The organism is Rhodanobacter sp. Soil_C_14 (assembly GCF_057657335.1).
The window spans coordinates 448,166-465,984 of record NZ_JBDGIQ010000002.1 but is presented as its reverse complement, the minus strand read 5'-3'; the positions used below and the strand labels follow the sequence as shown (position 1 = coordinate 465,984).

Genomic DNA, 17,819 nt, shown 5'->3' with positions numbered 1-17,819 from the left:
GGGGTGTGCAATGGGTTTCCTCGGCAAGCTGGTGCGGCACAAGACGATCGAACAGTTGCAGGCCGAAGCCGGCACCCGCAGCGACTTCCGCCGGGTGCTGGGCTTGTGGCAGCTCACCGCAATCGGCATCGGCGGCATCATCGGCGTGGGCATCTTCGTGCTGGCCGGCCAGCAGGCGGCGATGAACGCGGGCCCCGCGGTGGCGATCAGCTTCCTGATCGCCGGCTTCGGCAGCGCCTGCGCCGCGCTGTGCTACGCCGAGTTCGCCGGGCTGATCCCGGTCACCGGCAGCGCCTATACCTACGGCTACGCGGTGCTCGGCGAGTTCGCCGCGTGGATCATCGGCTGGGACCTGCTGCTGGAATACGCGCTGGTGGTCGCGGTGGTGGCGATCGGCTGGTCCGGCTACGTGCAGGTGCTGCTGAACTCCGCCGGCGTGCACCTGCCGGAGTGGGCGCAGCAGAGCATGAGCGCGCAGACCATGCAGTATTACCTGCAGCAGCTGTTCGGCCTGCACGGTTCGGCGGCGATCGCCGGGCCCAGCGACGGCCACCGCTTCAACGTGATCGCGGCGGCGGTGTCGATCGGCGTGGCGATCCTGCTGACCGTGCGCACCGAGTGGGGCGCGCGCTTCAATACCCTGGTGGTGGCGATCAAGGTGATCGGCGTGTTGCTGGTGGTGCTGGTCGGCGTGTTCTACATCGACCCGGCGAACTGGCATCCGTTCGTGCCCGCCCGCGTGGTCGACGCTGCCACCGGGGTCGGCCACTTCGGCTGGTCGGGCGTGCTGACCGGCGCCAGCGTGGTGTTCTTCGCGGTGTTCGGCTACGACACGCTGACCACCGCGGCGGAGGAATCGAAGCACCCGCAGCGCGACCTGCCGCGCGCGGTGCTGCTGTCGCTGGCGATCGCGATGGTGCTGTACATCGCGGTGTCGCTGGTGCTCACCGGCATCACCCACTACAGCAACCTCGGCGGCGAGGCGTCGGTGTCCGACGCGTTCGAACAGATCGGCCTGCACTGGCTCAGCGTGACCATCGCGGCGGCGGCGGTGATCGGCGTCACCAGCGTGCTGTTCGCCTTCATGCTGGGCGCGGCGCGGATCTGGTTCGCGCTGGCCCGCGACGGCCTGCTGCCGGCCTGGTTCGCCAAGGTCAGCCCGCGCTTCGGCACGCCGGCACGACCGACCCTGATCATCGGCGTGTTCACCGCCCTGGTCGCCGGCCTGCTGCCGATCGGCGAGGTGGCCGAGCTGGTCAACATCGGCACGCTCAGCGCCTTCATCATCATCTGCGCCTCGATCATGCTGCTGCGTGTGCGCCGGCCGGACCTGCAGCGCAACTTCCGCACGCCGGCGGTGTGGTTCACCGCGCCGCTGGGCATCCTGTTTTCCGCGGCGCTTATTTATGGCCTGCCGTGGATCACCTACGAGCGCTTCATCATCTGGATGGCGCTGGGTTGCGTGGTCTATTTCGCCTACGGCATCCGCCGCAGCAAGATGGCCGGCTGATCACGGCAGGCCGAGCGGGCGCCAGCGCCGTCGCTCAGTCGACCGCGCTGGCCACGCGGTCGCGGCCGGCGCGCTTGGCCTGGCGCATCGCGCGGTCGGCGCGGATCAGCAGGGTCTCGATCGCCTCGTCGTCCGGCCGGCATTCGACCACGCCGATACTGACGCTCATGCGGCCGTCGGGGCGCTGGATGGCGTGGATCGCCAGCCGCAACTGCTCGGCCCGCTGGGTCGCCTGGGCCAGGTCGAGGCCGGGCATCAGCATCGCGAATTCCTCGCCGCCGATGCGCCCGATCAGGTCGTCCGGACGCATCTGCCGACGCATCGTGCCGGCCATCGCGATCAGCGCGGCGTCGCCGGCGGCGTGGCCGAAGTCGTCGTTGAGCGGCTTGAAGTGGTCGGCGTCGAGGTAGAGCACGCACGCGGGCAGCTTGCGATGCCGGATGTCGGCCAGCGCCAGCCGCGACAGCTGCAGGAAGCGGTTGCGCAGCAGCAGCCCGGTCAGCCCGTCGGTATTGGCCTGCTCGCGCAGGCGGCGCTCCAGCCGGAACTGCTCGAACAGCGTGCGCGCCATGAACGCGCGCAGCACCGCGGCCAGCACGATCGCCACCGCCATGTAGATCAGGTACTGCAACACCTGCACGTCGTCGCTGTTGCCCAGCAGCAGCATCGGCAGCGGGCCCAGCGCGCAGACGATCATGCCGGCGACGAAATCCCAGCGACCGAGCCAGATCACCGACGAGACCACGGGCAGCAGCAGGCCCGGCAACACCATCGTCTGCCGATGCGGGTTGCCGAACGTGTTGAGGTTGATGCTCACCTCCAGCAACACCACGAACAGCAGGGTCAGCGCGCTGAGCAGGTGTGGCCGGCGCGCCTGCCGGGTGGACAGCGTCACCAGCGCCAGCGGCAACAGCGGCAACGCGCGCAGCCAGACGGACAGGAGCGGCCTTTGCAGCACGCTGCTGGCCAGCACGGCGACCAGGTAGACCAGGGTCGCCACCAGCATCAGGGCATGGATCATTGGCCCCATCCGCTGCGCGAGGTACCTGCGGTAGTCGCGCTGCTGCAGGCTGTCGTCGTGGCGCGGAAGTTGGTCGAGCAGGTCGTGCATGGGGTTCCTGAGCGGTGAAGCCGGAAGAGTTCAGCGTGGTTCGCAGCAAGATGGGTGCCAGATTCGGCACGAGCGCGGGGAGGTGGCATGGCCGGCCGCGCAGGTCGTGACCTTCGGCAGGGGTGAAGGCGGTCGCGGCCGGTCTAGCATCGGGGTCTGGACTCCTGCCATGACAACTTCCCGTTGCAGGGATTCCCGGGCCCCGTCTGGCCCGAGCCGCGTCATGTCGTGATTTTTCGGCAGGCGCGGCAGCGTTCGCCAGGCTCCCCCTTTTCCATCCGGAGAACGCATTGAAAGTCACCCGCCTCGCTTCCGCCCTCGTCGCCGCCAGCTTCGGCCTGGCCAGTTTTGCCGCGTTTGCCGATGTCCCGGCGCCGCAGGATGTGCCGTTTCAGGGCACCTTGAAGGTCAATGTGGACGCCACCGACCTGGCGCGCCGGATCTTCCGCGTGCACGAGGTGATCCCGGCCCAGCCCGGCCCGCTGACCCTGCTGTACCCGCAGTGGCTGCCCGGCCACCATTCGCCCAGCGGCCCGATCGACAAGCTGGCCGGCCTGGTGGTGACCGCCAACGGCAAGACCCTGCCGTGGAAGCGCGACCCGCTGAACGTCTACGCCTTCCACGTCGACGTGCCCGCCGGCGCCAGCAACGTGGAGGTGTCGTTCGAGTTCCTCTCGCCGCAGAGCAAGAGCGAGGGGCGCGTGGTGATGACGCCGGAAATGCTGAACCTGCAGTGGAACGCCAACACCATCTACCCGGCCGGCTACTACGCCAAGCGCATCATGGCCGAGACCAGCGTGAAGTTCCCCGCCGGCTGGCAGTTCGGCACCGCGCTGGAAGTGGCCTCGCGCGATGGCGACACCGTGCACTTCAAGCCGATCGCGTACAACGACCTGGTCGACTCGCCGATCTTCGCCGGCAAGTATTTCAAGCGCATCGACCTCGATCCGGGCGCCAAGGCGCCGGTGCATCTGAACGTCGTGGCCGACGCGGCGAAGTACCTGGAAGTGACGCCCGAGCAGATCAAGCTGCATCGCAACCTGGTGCAGCAGATGTACAAGATGTACGGCGCCCACCACTACAACCACTACGACTTCCTGCTTTCGCTCAGCGACAAGATGAGCGGGCAGGGCCTGGAGCACCATCGTTCCAGCGAGAACGGCGTGGGCACCGGCTACTTCACCGAGTGGGAAAAGGGCGCGCTGGGCCGCGACCTGCTGGCCCACGAATACAACCACTCGTGGGACGGCAAGTACCGCCGTGGCGCCGACCTCACCACGGTGAACTTCAACGTGCCGATGCAGGATTCGCTGCTGTGGGTGTACGAAGGCCAGACCCAGTTCTGGGGTCACGTGATGGCCACCCGCTCGGGCCTGTGGAACGAGGAGCAGGCGCGCGACATGCTGGCCTTCGTGGCCGCCACCTACGACCGCGGCCGCCCCGGCCTGGCCAGCTGGCGCAACGTGCAGGACACCACCAACGACCCGATCATCGCCCAGCGCGCGCCGCTGCCCTACCGCAACTACCAGGGCAGCGAGGACTATTACTCGGCCGGCCAGATGATCTGGCTCGACGTCGACGCCAAGCTGCGTGACCTCAGCAAGGGCAAGCATTCCATCGACGACTTCGGCAAGGCGTTCTTCGGCATGGACAACGGCGAGTGGGCCGTGAACCCCTACACCTTCGAAGACGTGGTGAAGACGCTCAACGACATCCAGCCGTTCGACTGGGCCAGCTACCTGCGCACCCGCCTGGACGGCCACGGCCCGCTGATCGGCGGCGTCGAAGCCCACGGCTGGAAGCTGACCTACACCGACAAGCCGTCCGCCGCGGTGAAGGCCATCGAGGCCCGTCGTCATTCCGCCGACCTCACCTACTCGCTGGGCCTGTCGGTGGGCAAGGACGGCAGCATCGGCGACGTGCTGTGGGACGGCCCCGCGTTCAAGGCCGGCATTTCGCCGGCCATGACCGTGATCGCGGTGAACGGCCACGACTACGACGCCGATGCGCTGAAGGACGCGGTCACCGCCTCGGCCAAGGACAAGAGCCTGCCGGTCGAGCTGCTGGTGAAGAACTTCGACCAGTACCAGACCATCCGCATCGACTACCACGATGGCCTGAAGTACCCGCACCTGGTGCGCGACACCAGCAAGCCGGACACCCTGAGCACCCTGCTCAAGGCCCGCTGAGGCCGTTCCGGCCTCATCAGGCACCGCGCTTCCCGCGTTCGCCTCCTCTCCCACTGGTGGGAGAGGAGCGAGGTGAGGGAAGCGCAGGTGGCAGCGCATGCCCGCCCGCGGCAACTCGGCTATACTGCGCTCCCCGCGGGCCACTGCCCCGCGCGGCCACACATGCGCCTGTAGCTCAGCTGGATAGAGTACTGCCCTCCGAAGGCAGGGGTCGTGGGTTCGAATCCCGCCAGGCGCACCACTTCCAACGAACAACGGCACCTCCCCGCGGCGGGGGCGACAGCGTGGCTGTCAGTCATGGCGGATCTTCCAGCGCATCATGGCCCGCGCCAGCGAAGTCACTCCCGTCCGCATCAACGAGTTCGTGCGCGAACGGCGCGGCATCAGCGCCGATATGGCGCTGATGCCGCGGGCGTTATTCGGCAATGACGCGCAGAGCTGGCTCAACCTGCGGCAGCGCTACGACATCGAGTGCGCACAAAAGACAGCATTGGCGGGGTGCTGAAAAAATCATGCGATATAGGGCAGTCGTTTAGTTAACGGTAACGGCTTATCGTTAACTAGCGGTCGGTTCAAGGAAAGCTTGGCGATATCCAACCTGATGAGGCAGGCCGGATCGAGCACGTCTTGCTGGGCTGGCTGGCGAACGGATACTGTTGAACGGCGCTGAATTGCTTCAGGTCTGCGGGCGGCATCACCTGCTTTGTGCGCGTCGCAGCCCGTGAGACTGGTGTCGATATGATGGATTCCGGCCGTCGATTGCTGATCAAATCGAAGGGGGGAGCAGGGACGCCATGAACTTCTATGCACACTCGACCCAGCGCAGTGACAAGTCAGACTGGCAGCCACTGCATGAGCATTTGAGCTCGGTAGGGTCTTTGGCAGCGGAATTTGCGAAGGCCTTTGGTGGACAGCCATTGGCCCGTCCGGCCGGGCTGCTGCACGATCTGGGCAAGTACACCGGGGAATTTCAGCGGCGGCTGGAAGGCCGTTCCGCCAAGGTGGATCACGCGACCTGGGGTGCGCGCATTGCTTCGGATCGATACGGTTCGCTCGGTCACCTGCTGGCTTACAGCATCGCCGGACACCATGCCGGGCTGGCCAACGGAAAGGGTGGCAACTCACGAACCTCGTTGCACGACCGGTTGAACAGCGGCCTGCCGGAGTTACTGCCATGCTGGCAGCAGGAGCTGTCTTTGCCAGAACCGTCCGAATTGCAGCTGCCAGTCGGCTTCCGGCAACGCAGGGATCGCGGCGCCTTCCAGCTAACCTTGCTGGCGCGCATGCTGTTTTCCTGCTTGGTGGACGCGGACTTCATCGACACCGACGAGTTCTATCGCCGGATCGAAGGGCGCGCTCCCAGGCGGAACAATGAAACGCCGAGCCTGCAACAGTTGCGTCAGCGCCTCGATGATCGACTGGCGACGTTTCAGCCAGACACCGAGGTCAATCAGCTACGCGCCGGCATTCTGTCTCATGTGCGCGGGCAATCAGCATGCGACCCGGGACTGTTCTCGTTGACCGTGCCCACCGGTGGCGGCAAGACGCTGGTGTCGCTTGCCTTCGCACTGGATCATGCCATCGCCCATGACCTGCGCCGGGTGATCTTCGTCATTCCCTTCACCAGCATCGTCGAGCAGAACGCACAGGTGTTCCGCGATGCCTTCGGTGATCTTGGTGAAGCTGCGGTACTGGAACATCACAGCGCCTATTTCGACGACCCGAAATCAGCCCTAGAGTCGAAAGACAAGCGCAAGCTGGCGATGGAAAACTGGGATGCGTCTGTCATTGTCACCACCGCGGTGCAATTTTTCGAGAGCCTGTTTGCCGACCGCCCCTCGTGTTGCCGCAAGCTGCACAACATTGCCGGCAGTGTGGTGATCCTCGATGAAGCACAGACCCTGCCGCTGAAATTGCTGCGCCCCTGCGTGACACTGCTGGATGAGCTGGCACTCAACTACCGCACCAGTGTGGTGCTGTGTACCGCGACCCAGCCTGCGCTGAACGCTGAAGAAGGCTTCCTGGACGGGCTGAAAAATGTCCGCGAACTGGCGCCCGATCCACCCAGCCTCTATCAGCAATTGCGGCGCGTGAATGTGCGCCACGTGGGTGCGCTGGATGACGAAACGCTCACCGAACACATCCGCCAGCGCGAGCAGGTGTTGTGCATCGTCAACAATCGCCGCCATGCGCGGGCGCTGTTCGATTCCATTGCCGACCAGCCCGGCGCGTATCACCTGACCACCTTGATGTGCGCCAAGCATCGTAGTGCGGTGCTGGCGGAAGTCCGGCAGCGATTGAAGAATGGGTTGCCGTGCCGACTGGTCAGCACCAGCCTGATCGAAGCTGGGGTAGACATCGACCTACCCACCGTTTTACGAGCCGAAGCCGGGCTGGATTCCATTGCTCAGGCCGCGGGCCGTTGCAACCGTGAAGGGCGTCGGCGCCACGAGGACAGCGAGGTGATGGTGTTTGCCACGACCAATCCGGATTGGGCACCACCCAAAGAGTTGAAACAATTCGCCCAGGCCTTTCGCACGGTCGAGCCACGCCATCGTGAAGACCTGCTGGCGCCCGAGGCAATCCGCGCGTATTTCCGTGAACTGTATTGGCAGAAGGGCACTAGGGAACTGGATGCCTACGAATTGATCGCTCTGATCAAGGACTGTCGCGTGGACAGCCTGCCTTTCGAGACCCTGGCCGAAAAGTTTCGGTTGATTGAGACCACGATGCGGCCTGTGATCGTGCCGTGGGATGACTCGGCGCAGAAGGCGTTGGCGAAACTGGAGTTCGCCGAAAGCTGCGGAGCCATCGCTCGCGATCTCCAGCCCTACATCGTGCAACTGCCCCGCCAGGCCTACGACGCGCTATGGAAGGCACACGCCATCGAATCAGTAGCTCCGGATCGATACGGCGAGCAGTTCGTGCAGTTGGTCAATTCGAGGCTGTACAACGGGAAATTTGGACTTCATTGGGACAATCCGCAGTTCCTTCAAACTGAGGCGCTGGTGATCTGAAAAACTAACTGTCCAAATACGTCACGTAAAGAATATACAAAGTAGAGTGCTTCTCCCGACGCTAAGCGAATGTCCTAGTTGTGAATAGTTCCTCAAGAAAGGGATCAAAAATCTACTTTTCAGTGAGGTTGCTCTTGGAGGTAGAGGGGCAGAAGCACTCGCATTTCTTGGCGTGGGGTGTCGCTTTCGCCGCATTTACCACTTTGTCACTTTTGTGGCGGTTCATCGAAAAGCTGATCGAAGGCGTGGGTTGAAACACGTGACGTATTGAGACGTAGCAAAGCCCCCTTTTCATCGAGGGGGTGTCTCAACCATCGGGGGGAAGTTGCATGGCATACGGAATCAAGCTCCACATCCACGGGGAACGCGCGCTGTTCACGCGACCGGAGATGAAAGTCGAGCGCGTGTCCTACGACGTCATCACGCCATCGGCTGCACGCGGCATTCTGGAGGCCATCCACTGGAAGCCGGCGATACGCTGGGTGGTGGACAGCATCCAGGTGCTCAGGCCGATCCGCTTCGAATCCATTCGGCGCAATGAAGTTGGCGGCAAGTTGTCCGCCGCCAGCGTCAGCAAGGCGATCAAGGCCGACCGCACCGATACGCTTGTGAGCTATGTCGAGGAAGATCGCCAGCAACGCGCCACCACCTTGTTGCGTGACGTGGCCTATGTGATCGGTGCGCATTTCGAATTGACCGACAAGGCAGGCGCCGAGGACAACATCGGCAAGCACCTGGACATCTTCAATCGCCGCGCCCGCAAGGGCCAATGTTTCCAGGCGCCTTGTCTTGGCGCCCGCGAGTTTCCGGCCAGTTTCGAGTTGCTGGAGGACCGCAATGACACTCCCATGCCCCATGACTCGCTGCGCGGCGACCGCGATCTTGGCTGGATGCTGCACGATATCGATTTCGCCAACGACATGACTCCGTACTTCTTTCGGGCGCGCATGGTCGACGGACTGATTGTCGTGCCGCCCATGGATGACGGGGAGGTCAGGTCATGATCCTGAGTGCGCTCAACGACTATTACCAGCGCTTGCTGGATGACGGCAGCGCGAGCATCTCGCCACCTGGTTACAGTCAAGGAAAGATCAGCTACGTCATCATGTTGAAAGAGAACGGCGAGGTCATCGACGTACTCGACATCCAGGACACCAGCGGCAAGAAGCCGGTGCCCCGCAATCTGAGTGTGCCGCAGGCACCTAAGCGTTCCGTCAATATCGCCTCCTGCTTCCTCTGGGACAAGACCAGTTACGTGCTGGGCGTGAGCGCCAGCAGCAAGCGCAGCGAGCAGGAACATGCCGCGTTCAAGGCACTCCATCAGGATGCCTTGGCCCATGAGCAAGATGCCGGACTGAAAGCGCTGCTGCTCTTTCTGGAGCATTGGCATCCCGAGCGATTCCAGCAAGAGGCGGCGTTCACCCGTCATGGGAAAGCAATGCTGGACACCAACGTGGTATTCCGGCTGGGCGACGAGCCGCGCTACCTGCATGAGCGGCCGGCGGCGCGAGCTGTCTGGTCGCGCTTGTCCGGAAGCGCCACCCAGGGTCACGAGGGCATCTGTCTGGTGACCGGTGAACGTGCTCCGCTCGCACGTTTGCACCCCGCCATCAAGGGCGTCATGGGTGCGCAGAGTTCAGGTGCTTCCATCGTTTCGTTCAACCTTGAATCGTTCGCGTCCTATGGCAAGCAGCAGGGCGAGAACGCGCCGGTCTCCGAGCAGGCCGCTTTCGCCTACACCACCGTCCTGAACCATCTGCTGCGGCGGGACAGTCGGCAGCAGTTGCGCATCGGCGACGCCACCGTGGTTTTCTGGGCCGAAGCGGCCGATACGCAGGCAGCAGATGAAGCCGAAAGTCTTCTGGCTGCTTTTTTTGACCCCAGAGACGACGACGAGCGTGCCATCAAGCAAGTGCACGATGTACTTGAACAAGTGCGCCAGGGTTTGCCATTGCGCGATCTGGAAGGTCATCTGGACGACGGCACGCGCATCTTTGTGCTGGGCCTCGCGCCCAACGCCTCGCGTCTGTCGATCCGCTTCTGGGAAACCCAGACATTGGCGACTTTTGCCCAGCGGCTGCGCTGGCATTTCGATGACCTGAGACTGGAACCACCGGCATGGCGCACACCACCGGCTGTCTGGAGGCTGCTTCTCGCCACCGTGCCGCACCGTGAGGGTGCCAAATCCAAGAGCGAAGATGTTCCACCACAGCTGGCCGGCGAACTGACGCGGGCCATCCTGACTGGCCGTCGTTATCCACACAGCCTGCTCAGCAACATCATCATGCGGTTTCGCGCCGATGGCGACATCGACGGAACGCGCGTGGCTTTGTGCAAGGGAGTCCTGGCACGCGAACAGCGGCTGGGCAACAAGGACACCACCAAGGGGGAACCACCCGTGAGCCTCGATCCAACCAATACCGACCCCGGTTACCTGCTGGGACGATTGTTCTCCACGCTGGAGAACGTCCAGCGCGCCGCGCTGGGCAAGCAGATCAACGCCACCATCCGTGATCGCTACTACGGCGCGGCATCGGCGACGCCGGCCAGCGTGTTCCCGGTATTGCTGCGCAACGCCCAGCACCACCTCAGTCGCCTGCGCAAGGACAAGCCCGGGTTTGCCGTGAACCTGGAGAAGGAAGTCGGCGGAATCATCGACCAACTCGGACCGACTTTTCCCAAGAGTCTGCGCATCGAGGCGCAGGGACATTTCGCCATCGGCTACTACCACCAGACCCAGGCACGCTTCGCCCGTGCCGACACGACCGACACTGATTCCGAAGGAGAGGAAGCATGAGCGCCATTGCCAACCGCTATGAATTTGTCTACCTGTTCGACGTCACCAACGGTAACCCCAATGGCGACCCCGATGCCGGCAACCTGCCGCGGCTGGATCCGGAAACCAATCAGGGGTTGGTCACCGATGTTGCCCTCAAGCGGAAGATTCGCAACTACACCGCGCTGGAAAAGGAAGGCGAGCCGGGCTACACGATTTACATGCAGGAAAAATCGGTGCTGAACAACCAGCACAAGCAAGCCTATACCGCATTGGGTATCGAGCCGGAAGCGAAGAAACTGCCAAAGGATGAAGCCAAGGCGCGTGAGCTCACCGCCTGGATGTGCAAGAACTTTTTTGACGTGCGCACCTTTGGCGCGGTGATGACCACCGAAGTCAATGCAGGGCAGGTTCGCGGCCCGGTACAGATTGCCTTTGCCAGCTCCATTGATCCGGTGGTGCCCCAGGAAATTTCAATCACCCGCGTGGCAGTCACCAACGAAAGGGATCTGGAGAAGGAACGCACCATGGGGCGCAAGCACATCCTTCCCTACGGTTTGTACCGCGTACACGGCTTCATTTCGGCCAAGCTGGCCGAGCGTACCGGTTTCTCCGAAGACGATCTTGCACTGCTGTGGCGCGCACTGACCAACCTGTTTGAGCACGACCGCTCCGCGGCGCGTGGCGAAATGGCCGCACGCAAGCTGATCGTGTTCAAGCACGACCACCCGATGGGCAACGCACCGGCGCACCACTTGTTCGAGAAGATCAAAGTCGAACGCGTGGATGACCAGACCGACACGCCCGCGCGCAGCTTTGCCGACTACCGCATCAGCATCGATCGGGAATCGATGCCTGCAGGGGTAACCCTGACCGAGATGTTCTGACAACGCGGGAGGGCGGAACGATGGACGACGAAGACCTGATCCCCATTTCCGCCCTCCAGCACTATCTGTACTGCCCGCGCCAGTGTGCGCTGATCCACATCGAGCGCCAGTGGGCCGATAACCGGCAGACCGCCGAAGGTCACTTGCTGCACAAGCGCGCAGACCAACCGCAGTCGGAACGACGCAAAGGTGTTCGCACCGTTACCGCCATGCCACTGCTCGACCTGCAACTGGGTATCACCGGAGTGGCGGATGTGGTGGAGTTCCATCGGGATGCCGATGTCGAGCAAGCATTCCCCGTGGAGTACAAACGGGGGCGGCCCAAATCCCACCACGCGGATGAGGTCCAGCTCTGTGCCCAGGCGCTTTGCCTGGAATCCATGCTGGGGCAATCCGTCATGACTGGCGCACTCTTCTACGGGCAGACACGTCGGCGCAAGGATGTCGCTTTCGACAATGACCTGCGTGAGCTTACATGCCAGACGATCGCCGCCACTCGCCAGATGATCAATTCGGGGAGAACGCCGTTGGCGCATTACGAGTCAAAGCGCTGTGACGCTTGCTCGCTTATCGACCTGTGCCAGCCACGCCTGTTGAATCGCCCCTGCGATGTCGAACACTGGCTGCGAAGCCAGCTGGAGGATTGAATGCGTCGCCAGCTCAATACTCTCTACATCACCACCGAAGGTGCCTGGCTGCGCAAAGACGGGGCCAACATCGTCATGGAGGTAGAGAAGGAGGCTCGCGCCCGCGTGCCGGTGCACATGCTGGAGAGCCTGGTCTGCATCGGTCGCGTGGCGGTGTCGCCCCAGTTGTTGGGATTCTGCGCCGAACAAGGCATCAGCATCTGCTACCTCACACCCAACGGAAAATTTCTCGCCCGCGTGGAAGGTCCTGTTTCAGGCAACGTCCTGTTGCGTCGCGAGCAGTACAGGCGCAGCGATGATCCAGCCCGCTGCGCCAGCGTGGTCCGGCACCTGCTGGTTGGAAAGATCCACAACCAGCGCGCCATACTTGCGCGCGGCTGGCGAGATCACGGCGACAAGTTGACTGATGTGCCCGCATTTCAGCACGCCCTGAAACGGCTCAAACGTATTCCGCAGCGCTTGCTGATTGAAAGCGATGTTGACGTACTACGCGGACTGGAAGGCGAAGCTGCCCAAGCCTACTTCGGTGTATTTGACCAACTGATCAGGGCGGAGTCGCCCCTGCTGCGGTTTGGTGGCCGCAGCCGTCGACCACCGCGTGACGCGTTCAATGCATTGCTTTCATTCCTCTACACCTTGTTGACGCACGATTGCCGCTCGGCGCTCGAAACGGTCGGCCTGGACCCCGCTGTCGGCTTCCTGCATCGTGACCGCCCCGGTCGTCCCAGCCTGGCGCTGGATGTAGCCGAGGAATTTCGCCCCCTGCTTGGCGAGCGTCTTGCCCTGTCGCTGATCAATCGCAAGCAGCTCAATGAGAGCGACTTCCGACAGATGGAGAACGGCGCCGTGCTGCTCAAGGACGACGCCAGGAAAACCGTGCTGGTCGCCTACCAAGAGCGCAAACGTGAAGAACTGCAGCACGTGTTCATTGGCGAGAAAGTAGCCATTGGCCTGTTTCCTTACTTGCAGGCACAGTTGCTGGCCCGGCATCTACGCGGCGACCTGGATTCCTATCCACCGTTTCTGTGGAAATAAGGCGACCCCATGCTTGTTCTGGTCACCTATGATGTCATGATCACGAGCCCGGGCGGCGCAAAGCGCCTGCGGCGCATCGCCAAGGCGTGTAGAGACTACGGTCAGCGTGTCCAGTTCTCGGTATTCGAACTGGAAGTGGATACGGCTCGCTGGATCGAAATCAGGCAACGACTCATCGACCTCATTGAGCCTGAACTCGACAGCCTTCGCTTCTATTACCTTGGTCTGAAGTGGCAGGGCAAGGTAGAGCACATTGGCGCAAAGCCCGTGCTCGATCTCAATGCGCCGTTGGTTCTGTAGCCACTGCGAACCCCAAGCGGAAGGCAAATCGCCGGAAGGTTCGCGGGCAGCGTAACGGCTTGATCGCGCAACAAAGACATGCACGTACGGGGCCTTTCGACCTCGCGTCTTCCCTTCAGTCAGTGGTCTTTCGCAGAATCGCTCTTTTTGGAAGCGGCCAAACAAGCAGTTAGACTCGGAGCGTCGCGCCCCACGTGGGCGCGTGGATTGAAACTCCTGCACGCGCAGCAGGAAAGCCAGTGCGACCCAGTCGCGCCCCACGTGGGCGCGTGGATTGAAACTCGAACGCCTCGCGCTCGCTCGTCATCGTGCTCATGTCGCGCCCCACGTGGGCGCGTGGATTGAAACGGCCACATGTAGATGGCGTGCCGGCTGGTGTAGCGTCGCGCCCCACGTGGGCGCGTGGATTGAAACACCAACCAGGTGGATGCGCTGGGCATCAAGAACATGTCGCGCCCCACGTGGGCGCGTGGATTGAAACATCACGTTGATTTCGGGGTGCTCGGCGTCCGGGGTGTCGCGCCCCACGTGGGCGCGTGGATTGAAACTGTCCCATCGGTCGAAGGATGAAAGTCATCGCGGGTCGCGCCCCACGTGGGCGCGTGGATTGAAACAGCCCCTCCGTCAAAAATGCAGCGGGTAGCGGGGCGTCGCGCCCCACGTGGGCGCGTGGATTGAAACTCTTCGATGTGTGAATAGACCGCGCTGATGATCTGGTCGCGCCCCACGTGGGCGCGTGGATTGAAACAGCCATGACCTGCTGGAGCTGCTGCCCAACTACATCGTCGCGCCCCACGTGGGCGCGTGGATTGAAACCTCACCAGGTAGCAAAGCGCGTCGACCAGGAGCAGTCGCGCCCCACGTGGGCGCGTGGATTGAAACATCGGCGCGTGATCCAGCGCCGGCAATAGCCGACCGTCGCGCCCCACGTGGGCGCGTGGATTGAAACCCAGGTGGACTGAAACGGTTCGGACGGCTTGTTGGTCGCGCCCCACGTGGGCGCGTGGATTGAAACACGTCAGTCAGAACCCAGCACCAAGGACCACTGACGTCGCGCCCCACGTGGGCGCGTGGATTGAAACGCCGACGTGCTGGCGCGGCGCGATGCCGCGTGGATGTCGCGCCCCACGTGGGCGCGTGGATTGAAACTACGTCGACGTGGATCTGCGCCAGAAGATCCTCGGTCGCGCCCCACGTGGGCGCGTGGATTGAAACATCGTCAAACCCTTTTTGCTCGCCTGCGTCGGAGGTCGCGCCCCACGTGGGCGCGTGGATTGAAACGCTTCGATCAGGTACTTGACGTTCGGCATGGTGGTGGTCGCGCCCCACGTGGGCGCGTGGATTGAAACCAATCGCGGGCTGTTGGTGTGACCCACAGTGCCCTGTCGCGCCCCACGTGGGCGCGTGGATTGAAACATCTGCGAATCCATTTGATCGGCACGCCGCGCGGGTCGCGCCCCACGTGGGCGCGTGGATTGAAACCAAGCCACCCGCCGCGTTTGCGACGATCTTGCCGCAGTCGCGCCCCACGTGGGCGCGTGGATTGAAACGTCACTTTGTCCGCGTCGAGCAGGCAAAGCCTGTCGTCGCGCCCCACGTGGGCGCGTGGATTGAAACCCCTGCTCATCGCCAAGCACGAACGTCCCGGCCAGTCGCGCCCCACGTGGGCGCGTGGATTGAAACCATGCGTTCGGCGTCGATCCTGCGCACCCAGGCGTCGTCGCGCCCCACGTGGGCGCGTGGATTGAAACACCGTCCTGACTGGCACGCCAAGGTCGGCGCAGATGTCGCGCCCCACGTGGGCGCGTGGATTGAAACATCGATGAGGTGACTGACGAGGACCGCGCCGGCCGCGTCGCGCCCCACGTGGGCGCGTGGATTGAAACTTTGCTCATCGCTGCCAGGCCTTCCTTGCCCTGGTGTCGCGCCCCACGTGGGCGCGTGGATTGAAACCTGAGCAGCATGGGCTATGCGGCCAAGAGCTCCGGCGTCGCGCCCCACGTGGGCGCGTGGATTGAAACAGCGCGAGCTTCTGCGCCAGCTCCAGATCCATGAGGTCGCGCCCCACGTGGGCGCGTGGATTGAAACTTCGTCGGCTTCGGCACCGGCACGGCGGGCCTCGTCGCGCCCCACGTGGGCGCGTGGATTGAAACAAGCCCGTGTACTCCTGCGCTACCTGCTTGGCGGGTCGCGCCCCACGTGGGCGCGTGGATTGAAACCGCGATACCTGCACGCTGGCCGGCATCGACGCGGAGTCGCGCCCCACGTGGGCGCGTGGATTGAAACATCACCGCGCCCTCAACCCCTTGACCTGCTGCAAGTCGCGCCCCACGTGGGCGCGTGGATTGAAACGAGTCCTCTCACCGGTACCAACGGTTTCAAGCGTGTCGCGCCCCACGTGGGCGCGTGGATTGAAACAAAATCGCCGCTCTTGAGTTTTCCCATGTGCTCCGTCGCGCCCCACGTGGGCGCGTGGATTGAAACATCGCGGATGCGTCGCGACGTTGCCGCTTTGTCCGTCGCGCCCCACGTGGGCGCGTGGATTGAAACGCCAGTACGTCCACGCGTTGCCGGTTTGCGTGGCGTCGCGCCCCACGTGGGCGCGTGGATTGAAACAGCGGCAATCACCATCTGCCCGCGTTCCCGCAAGGCGTCGCGCCCCACGTGGGCGCGTGGATTGAAACACGGCCATGAAGTCGGCACTGGTGAGCGTGGTGTCGTCGCGCCCCACGTGGGCGCGTGGATTGAAACATCTTCTCGGCCGGTATGCGCCACAGCGTGCCACCCGTCGCGCCCCACGTGGGCGCGTGGATTGAAACATCTTCTCGGCCGGTATGCGCCACAGCGTGCCACGTCGCGCCCCACGTGGGCGCGTGGATTGAAACCGCATCGGTGGCCAGCTCCACCACGCCGGCGACCGTCGCGCCCCACGTGGGCGCGTGGATTGAAACACCCGCTGCCGCCACACCAGCTCGCGATACGCCGGTCGCGCCCCACGTGGGCGCGTGGATTGAAACCGAGCCCGAGCAGTTGGCTTTGCCGATCCCGCCTTGTCGCGCCCCACGTGGGCGCGTGGATTGAAACTCGATAACCCCAAGCCTCTTGGGATAGGCGGCGACAAGGTCGCGCCCCACGTGGGCGCGTGGATTGAAACGACAACGCCGATCGCGCCGGCGCCATCCAGTTCGAGTCGCGCCCCACGTGGGCGCGTGGATTGAAACTCCAGCGCCCGCAGGCGGATCGTCGGCCAGGGCTGTCGCGCCCCACGTGGGCGCGTGGATTGAAACTTTCTATCGTGCATCCGTCCGGGCGCTCACCCATGTCGCGCCCCACGTGGGCGCGTGGATTGAAACGATGCGAACGCGAGGCTTGTTCGGGCGGTTGTGGTGTCGCGCCCCACGTGGGCGCGTGGATTGAAACGTGATCGGCCTGTCCCTGGGCGCCTGCGTGGGCGTGTCGCGCCCCACGTGGGCGCGTGGATTGAAACGTCTGCATCGCCGAGTGCCCGGAGATCCTCGGCACGTCGCGCCCCACGTGGGCGCGTGGATTGAAACGTCTCGTCGGCGTCCGGCTCGGCGCAGAAGTTGGCGTCGCGCCCCACGTGGGCGCGTGGATTGAAACTCGCTGCTGGTCGAGTCCAACAGCGACGACATCAAGTCGCGCCCCACGTGGGCGCGTGGATTGAAACACCACGCTTGGCTCGGCCGTGGCGCCTGGCGCTGGTCGCGCCCCACGTGGGCGCGTGGATTGAAACCCTGGCACGGGTGGGTTATGGCAAAAATGGCCGGTCGCGCCCCACGTGGGCGCGTGGATTGAAACCGAGTGCGCACCGTCCGTCTTGATCTGCCAGCCGGTCGCGCCCCACGTGGGCGCGTGGATTGAAACGCGTCCAGGCATCGCCGGCCCGTCGCCCGCCTCGGGGTCGCGCCCCACGTGGGCGCGTGGATTGAAACCACATCACCGCCAGGTGGTAGCTGCCGATGCGCCAGTCGCGCCCCACGTGGGCGCGTGGATTGAAACTACCTCGGGCATGGCGAAGTCAGCGATGACCCAGGTCGCGCCCCACGTGGGCGCGTGGATTGAAACCGCAGTGACGGGATAGTCGCCCCAGAAATCCTCATGTCGCGCCCCACGTGGGCGCGTGGATTGAAACCATCCGCGTCAATGCGGTCAAGCTTGAAATGCCCAAGTCGCGCCCCACGTGGGCGCGTGGATTGAAACTCCACTTTCTCGACGGCCGTGAAAACGTCAAGTGGTCGCGCCCCACGTGGGCGCGTGGATTGAAACTTGTGCCAGAAGGGCTTCATCCTGCCCTCCGTACGTCGCGCCCCACGTGGGCGCGTGGAT

At 63.7% G+C, this 17,819-nt stretch carries 11 protein-coding genes, 1 tRNA gene and 1 CRISPR repeat array (1 of these 13 cut by a window edge); of the genes, 11 read left to right on the top strand and 1 reads right to left on the bottom strand.

Annotation, left to right across the window (positions count from 1 at the left end):
* The first annotated feature begins 10 nt into the window (after window positions 1-10).
* Complete coding sequence (locus tag AC3A56_RS07605) at window positions 11-1,510, top strand: amino acid permease (RefSeq protein ID WP_056763334.1); 1,500 nt, start codon at window positions 11-13, stop codon at window positions 1,508-1,510.
* Between the two features lie 34 nt (window positions 1,511-1,544).
* Here AC3A56_RS07605 and AC3A56_RS07600 read toward each other — a convergent pair whose 3' ends face one another.
* A complete protein-coding gene (locus AC3A56_RS07600; protein ID WP_487769884.1) occupies window positions 1,545-2,621 on the bottom strand; it encodes a GGDEF domain-containing protein in 1,077 nt (358 codons plus the stop codon).
* A gap of 290 nt (window positions 2,622-2,911) precedes the next feature.
* Between AC3A56_RS07600 and AC3A56_RS07595 the strand changes: the two genes are divergently transcribed.
* The 10 genes from AC3A56_RS07595 to cas2 all read left to right on the top strand — a co-directional run bounded on the left by AC3A56_RS07595 (window position 2,912) and on the right by cas2 (window position 13,472).
* Window positions 2,912-4,810, top strand: a complete 1,899-nt coding sequence (locus tag AC3A56_RS07595; RefSeq protein WP_487769883.1) for a M61 family metallopeptidase — start codon at window positions 2,912-2,914, stop codon at window positions 4,808-4,810.
* A gap of 164 nt (window positions 4,811-4,974) precedes the next feature.
* A tRNA-Arg gene (locus AC3A56_RS07590) sits at window positions 4,975-5,051 on the top strand.
* A gap of 78 nt (window positions 5,052-5,129) precedes the next feature.
* The gene (locus AC3A56_RS07585; RefSeq protein WP_487769882.1) at window positions 5,130-5,315 is read left to right on the top strand and encodes a HigA family addiction module antitoxin; all 186 of its coding nucleotides are present in this window, start codon (window positions 5,130-5,132) and stop codon (window positions 5,313-5,315) included.
* Window positions 5,316-5,604: 289 nt separating this feature from the next.
* Entirely contained in the window at window positions 5,605-7,827 is a 2,223-nt protein-coding gene (locus AC3A56_RS07580; RefSeq protein ID WP_487769881.1) for a CRISPR-associated endonuclease Cas3'', read from the top strand.
* Between the two features lie 329 nt (window positions 7,828-8,156).
* Window positions 8,157-8,831: a type I-C CRISPR-associated protein Cas5c gene (gene cas5c, locus AC3A56_RS07575; protein WP_487770033.1), complete on the top strand. Its 675-nt coding sequence runs from the start codon at window positions 8,157-8,159 to the stop codon at window positions 8,829-8,831.
* Window positions 8,828-10,624 (top strand): type I-C CRISPR-associated protein Cas8c/Csd1, encoded by a 1,797-nt coding sequence (gene cas8c, locus AC3A56_RS07570; RefSeq protein WP_487769880.1) that lies wholly within the window; start codon window positions 8,828-8,830, stop codon window positions 10,622-10,624. The genes cas5c and cas8c overlap by 4 nt, the downstream gene beginning before the upstream one ends.
* Window positions 10,621-11,490, top strand: coding sequence for a type I-C CRISPR-associated protein Cas7/Csd2 (cas7c, locus tag AC3A56_RS07565; RefSeq protein WP_487769879.1), 870 nt, complete (start codon window positions 10,621-10,623; stop codon window positions 11,488-11,490). The genes cas8c and cas7c overlap by 4 nt, the downstream gene beginning before the upstream one ends.
* 20 nt (window positions 11,491-11,510) lie before the next feature.
* On the top strand, window positions 11,511-12,137 hold the full coding sequence (cas4, locus tag AC3A56_RS07560; RefSeq protein ID WP_487769878.1) for a CRISPR-associated protein Cas4: 627 nt from the start codon (window positions 11,511-11,513) through the stop codon (window positions 12,135-12,137).
* A complete protein-coding gene (cas1c, locus tag AC3A56_RS07555) occupies window positions 12,138-13,172 on the top strand; it encodes a type I-C CRISPR-associated endonuclease Cas1c (protein WP_487769877.1) in 1,035 nt (344 codons plus the stop codon).
* A gap of 9 nt (window positions 13,173-13,181) precedes the next feature.
* Window positions 13,182-13,472: a CRISPR-associated endonuclease Cas2 gene (cas2, locus tag AC3A56_RS07550; protein WP_487769876.1), complete on the top strand. Its 291-nt coding sequence runs from the start codon at window positions 13,182-13,184 to the stop codon at window positions 13,470-13,472.
* Between the two features lie 182 nt (window positions 13,473-13,654).
* Window positions 13,655-17,819: direct repeats of the CRISPR family, unit length 32 nt; unit sequence GTCGCGCCCCACGTGGGCGCGTGGATTGAAAC; it runs 1,277 nt beyond the window's last position.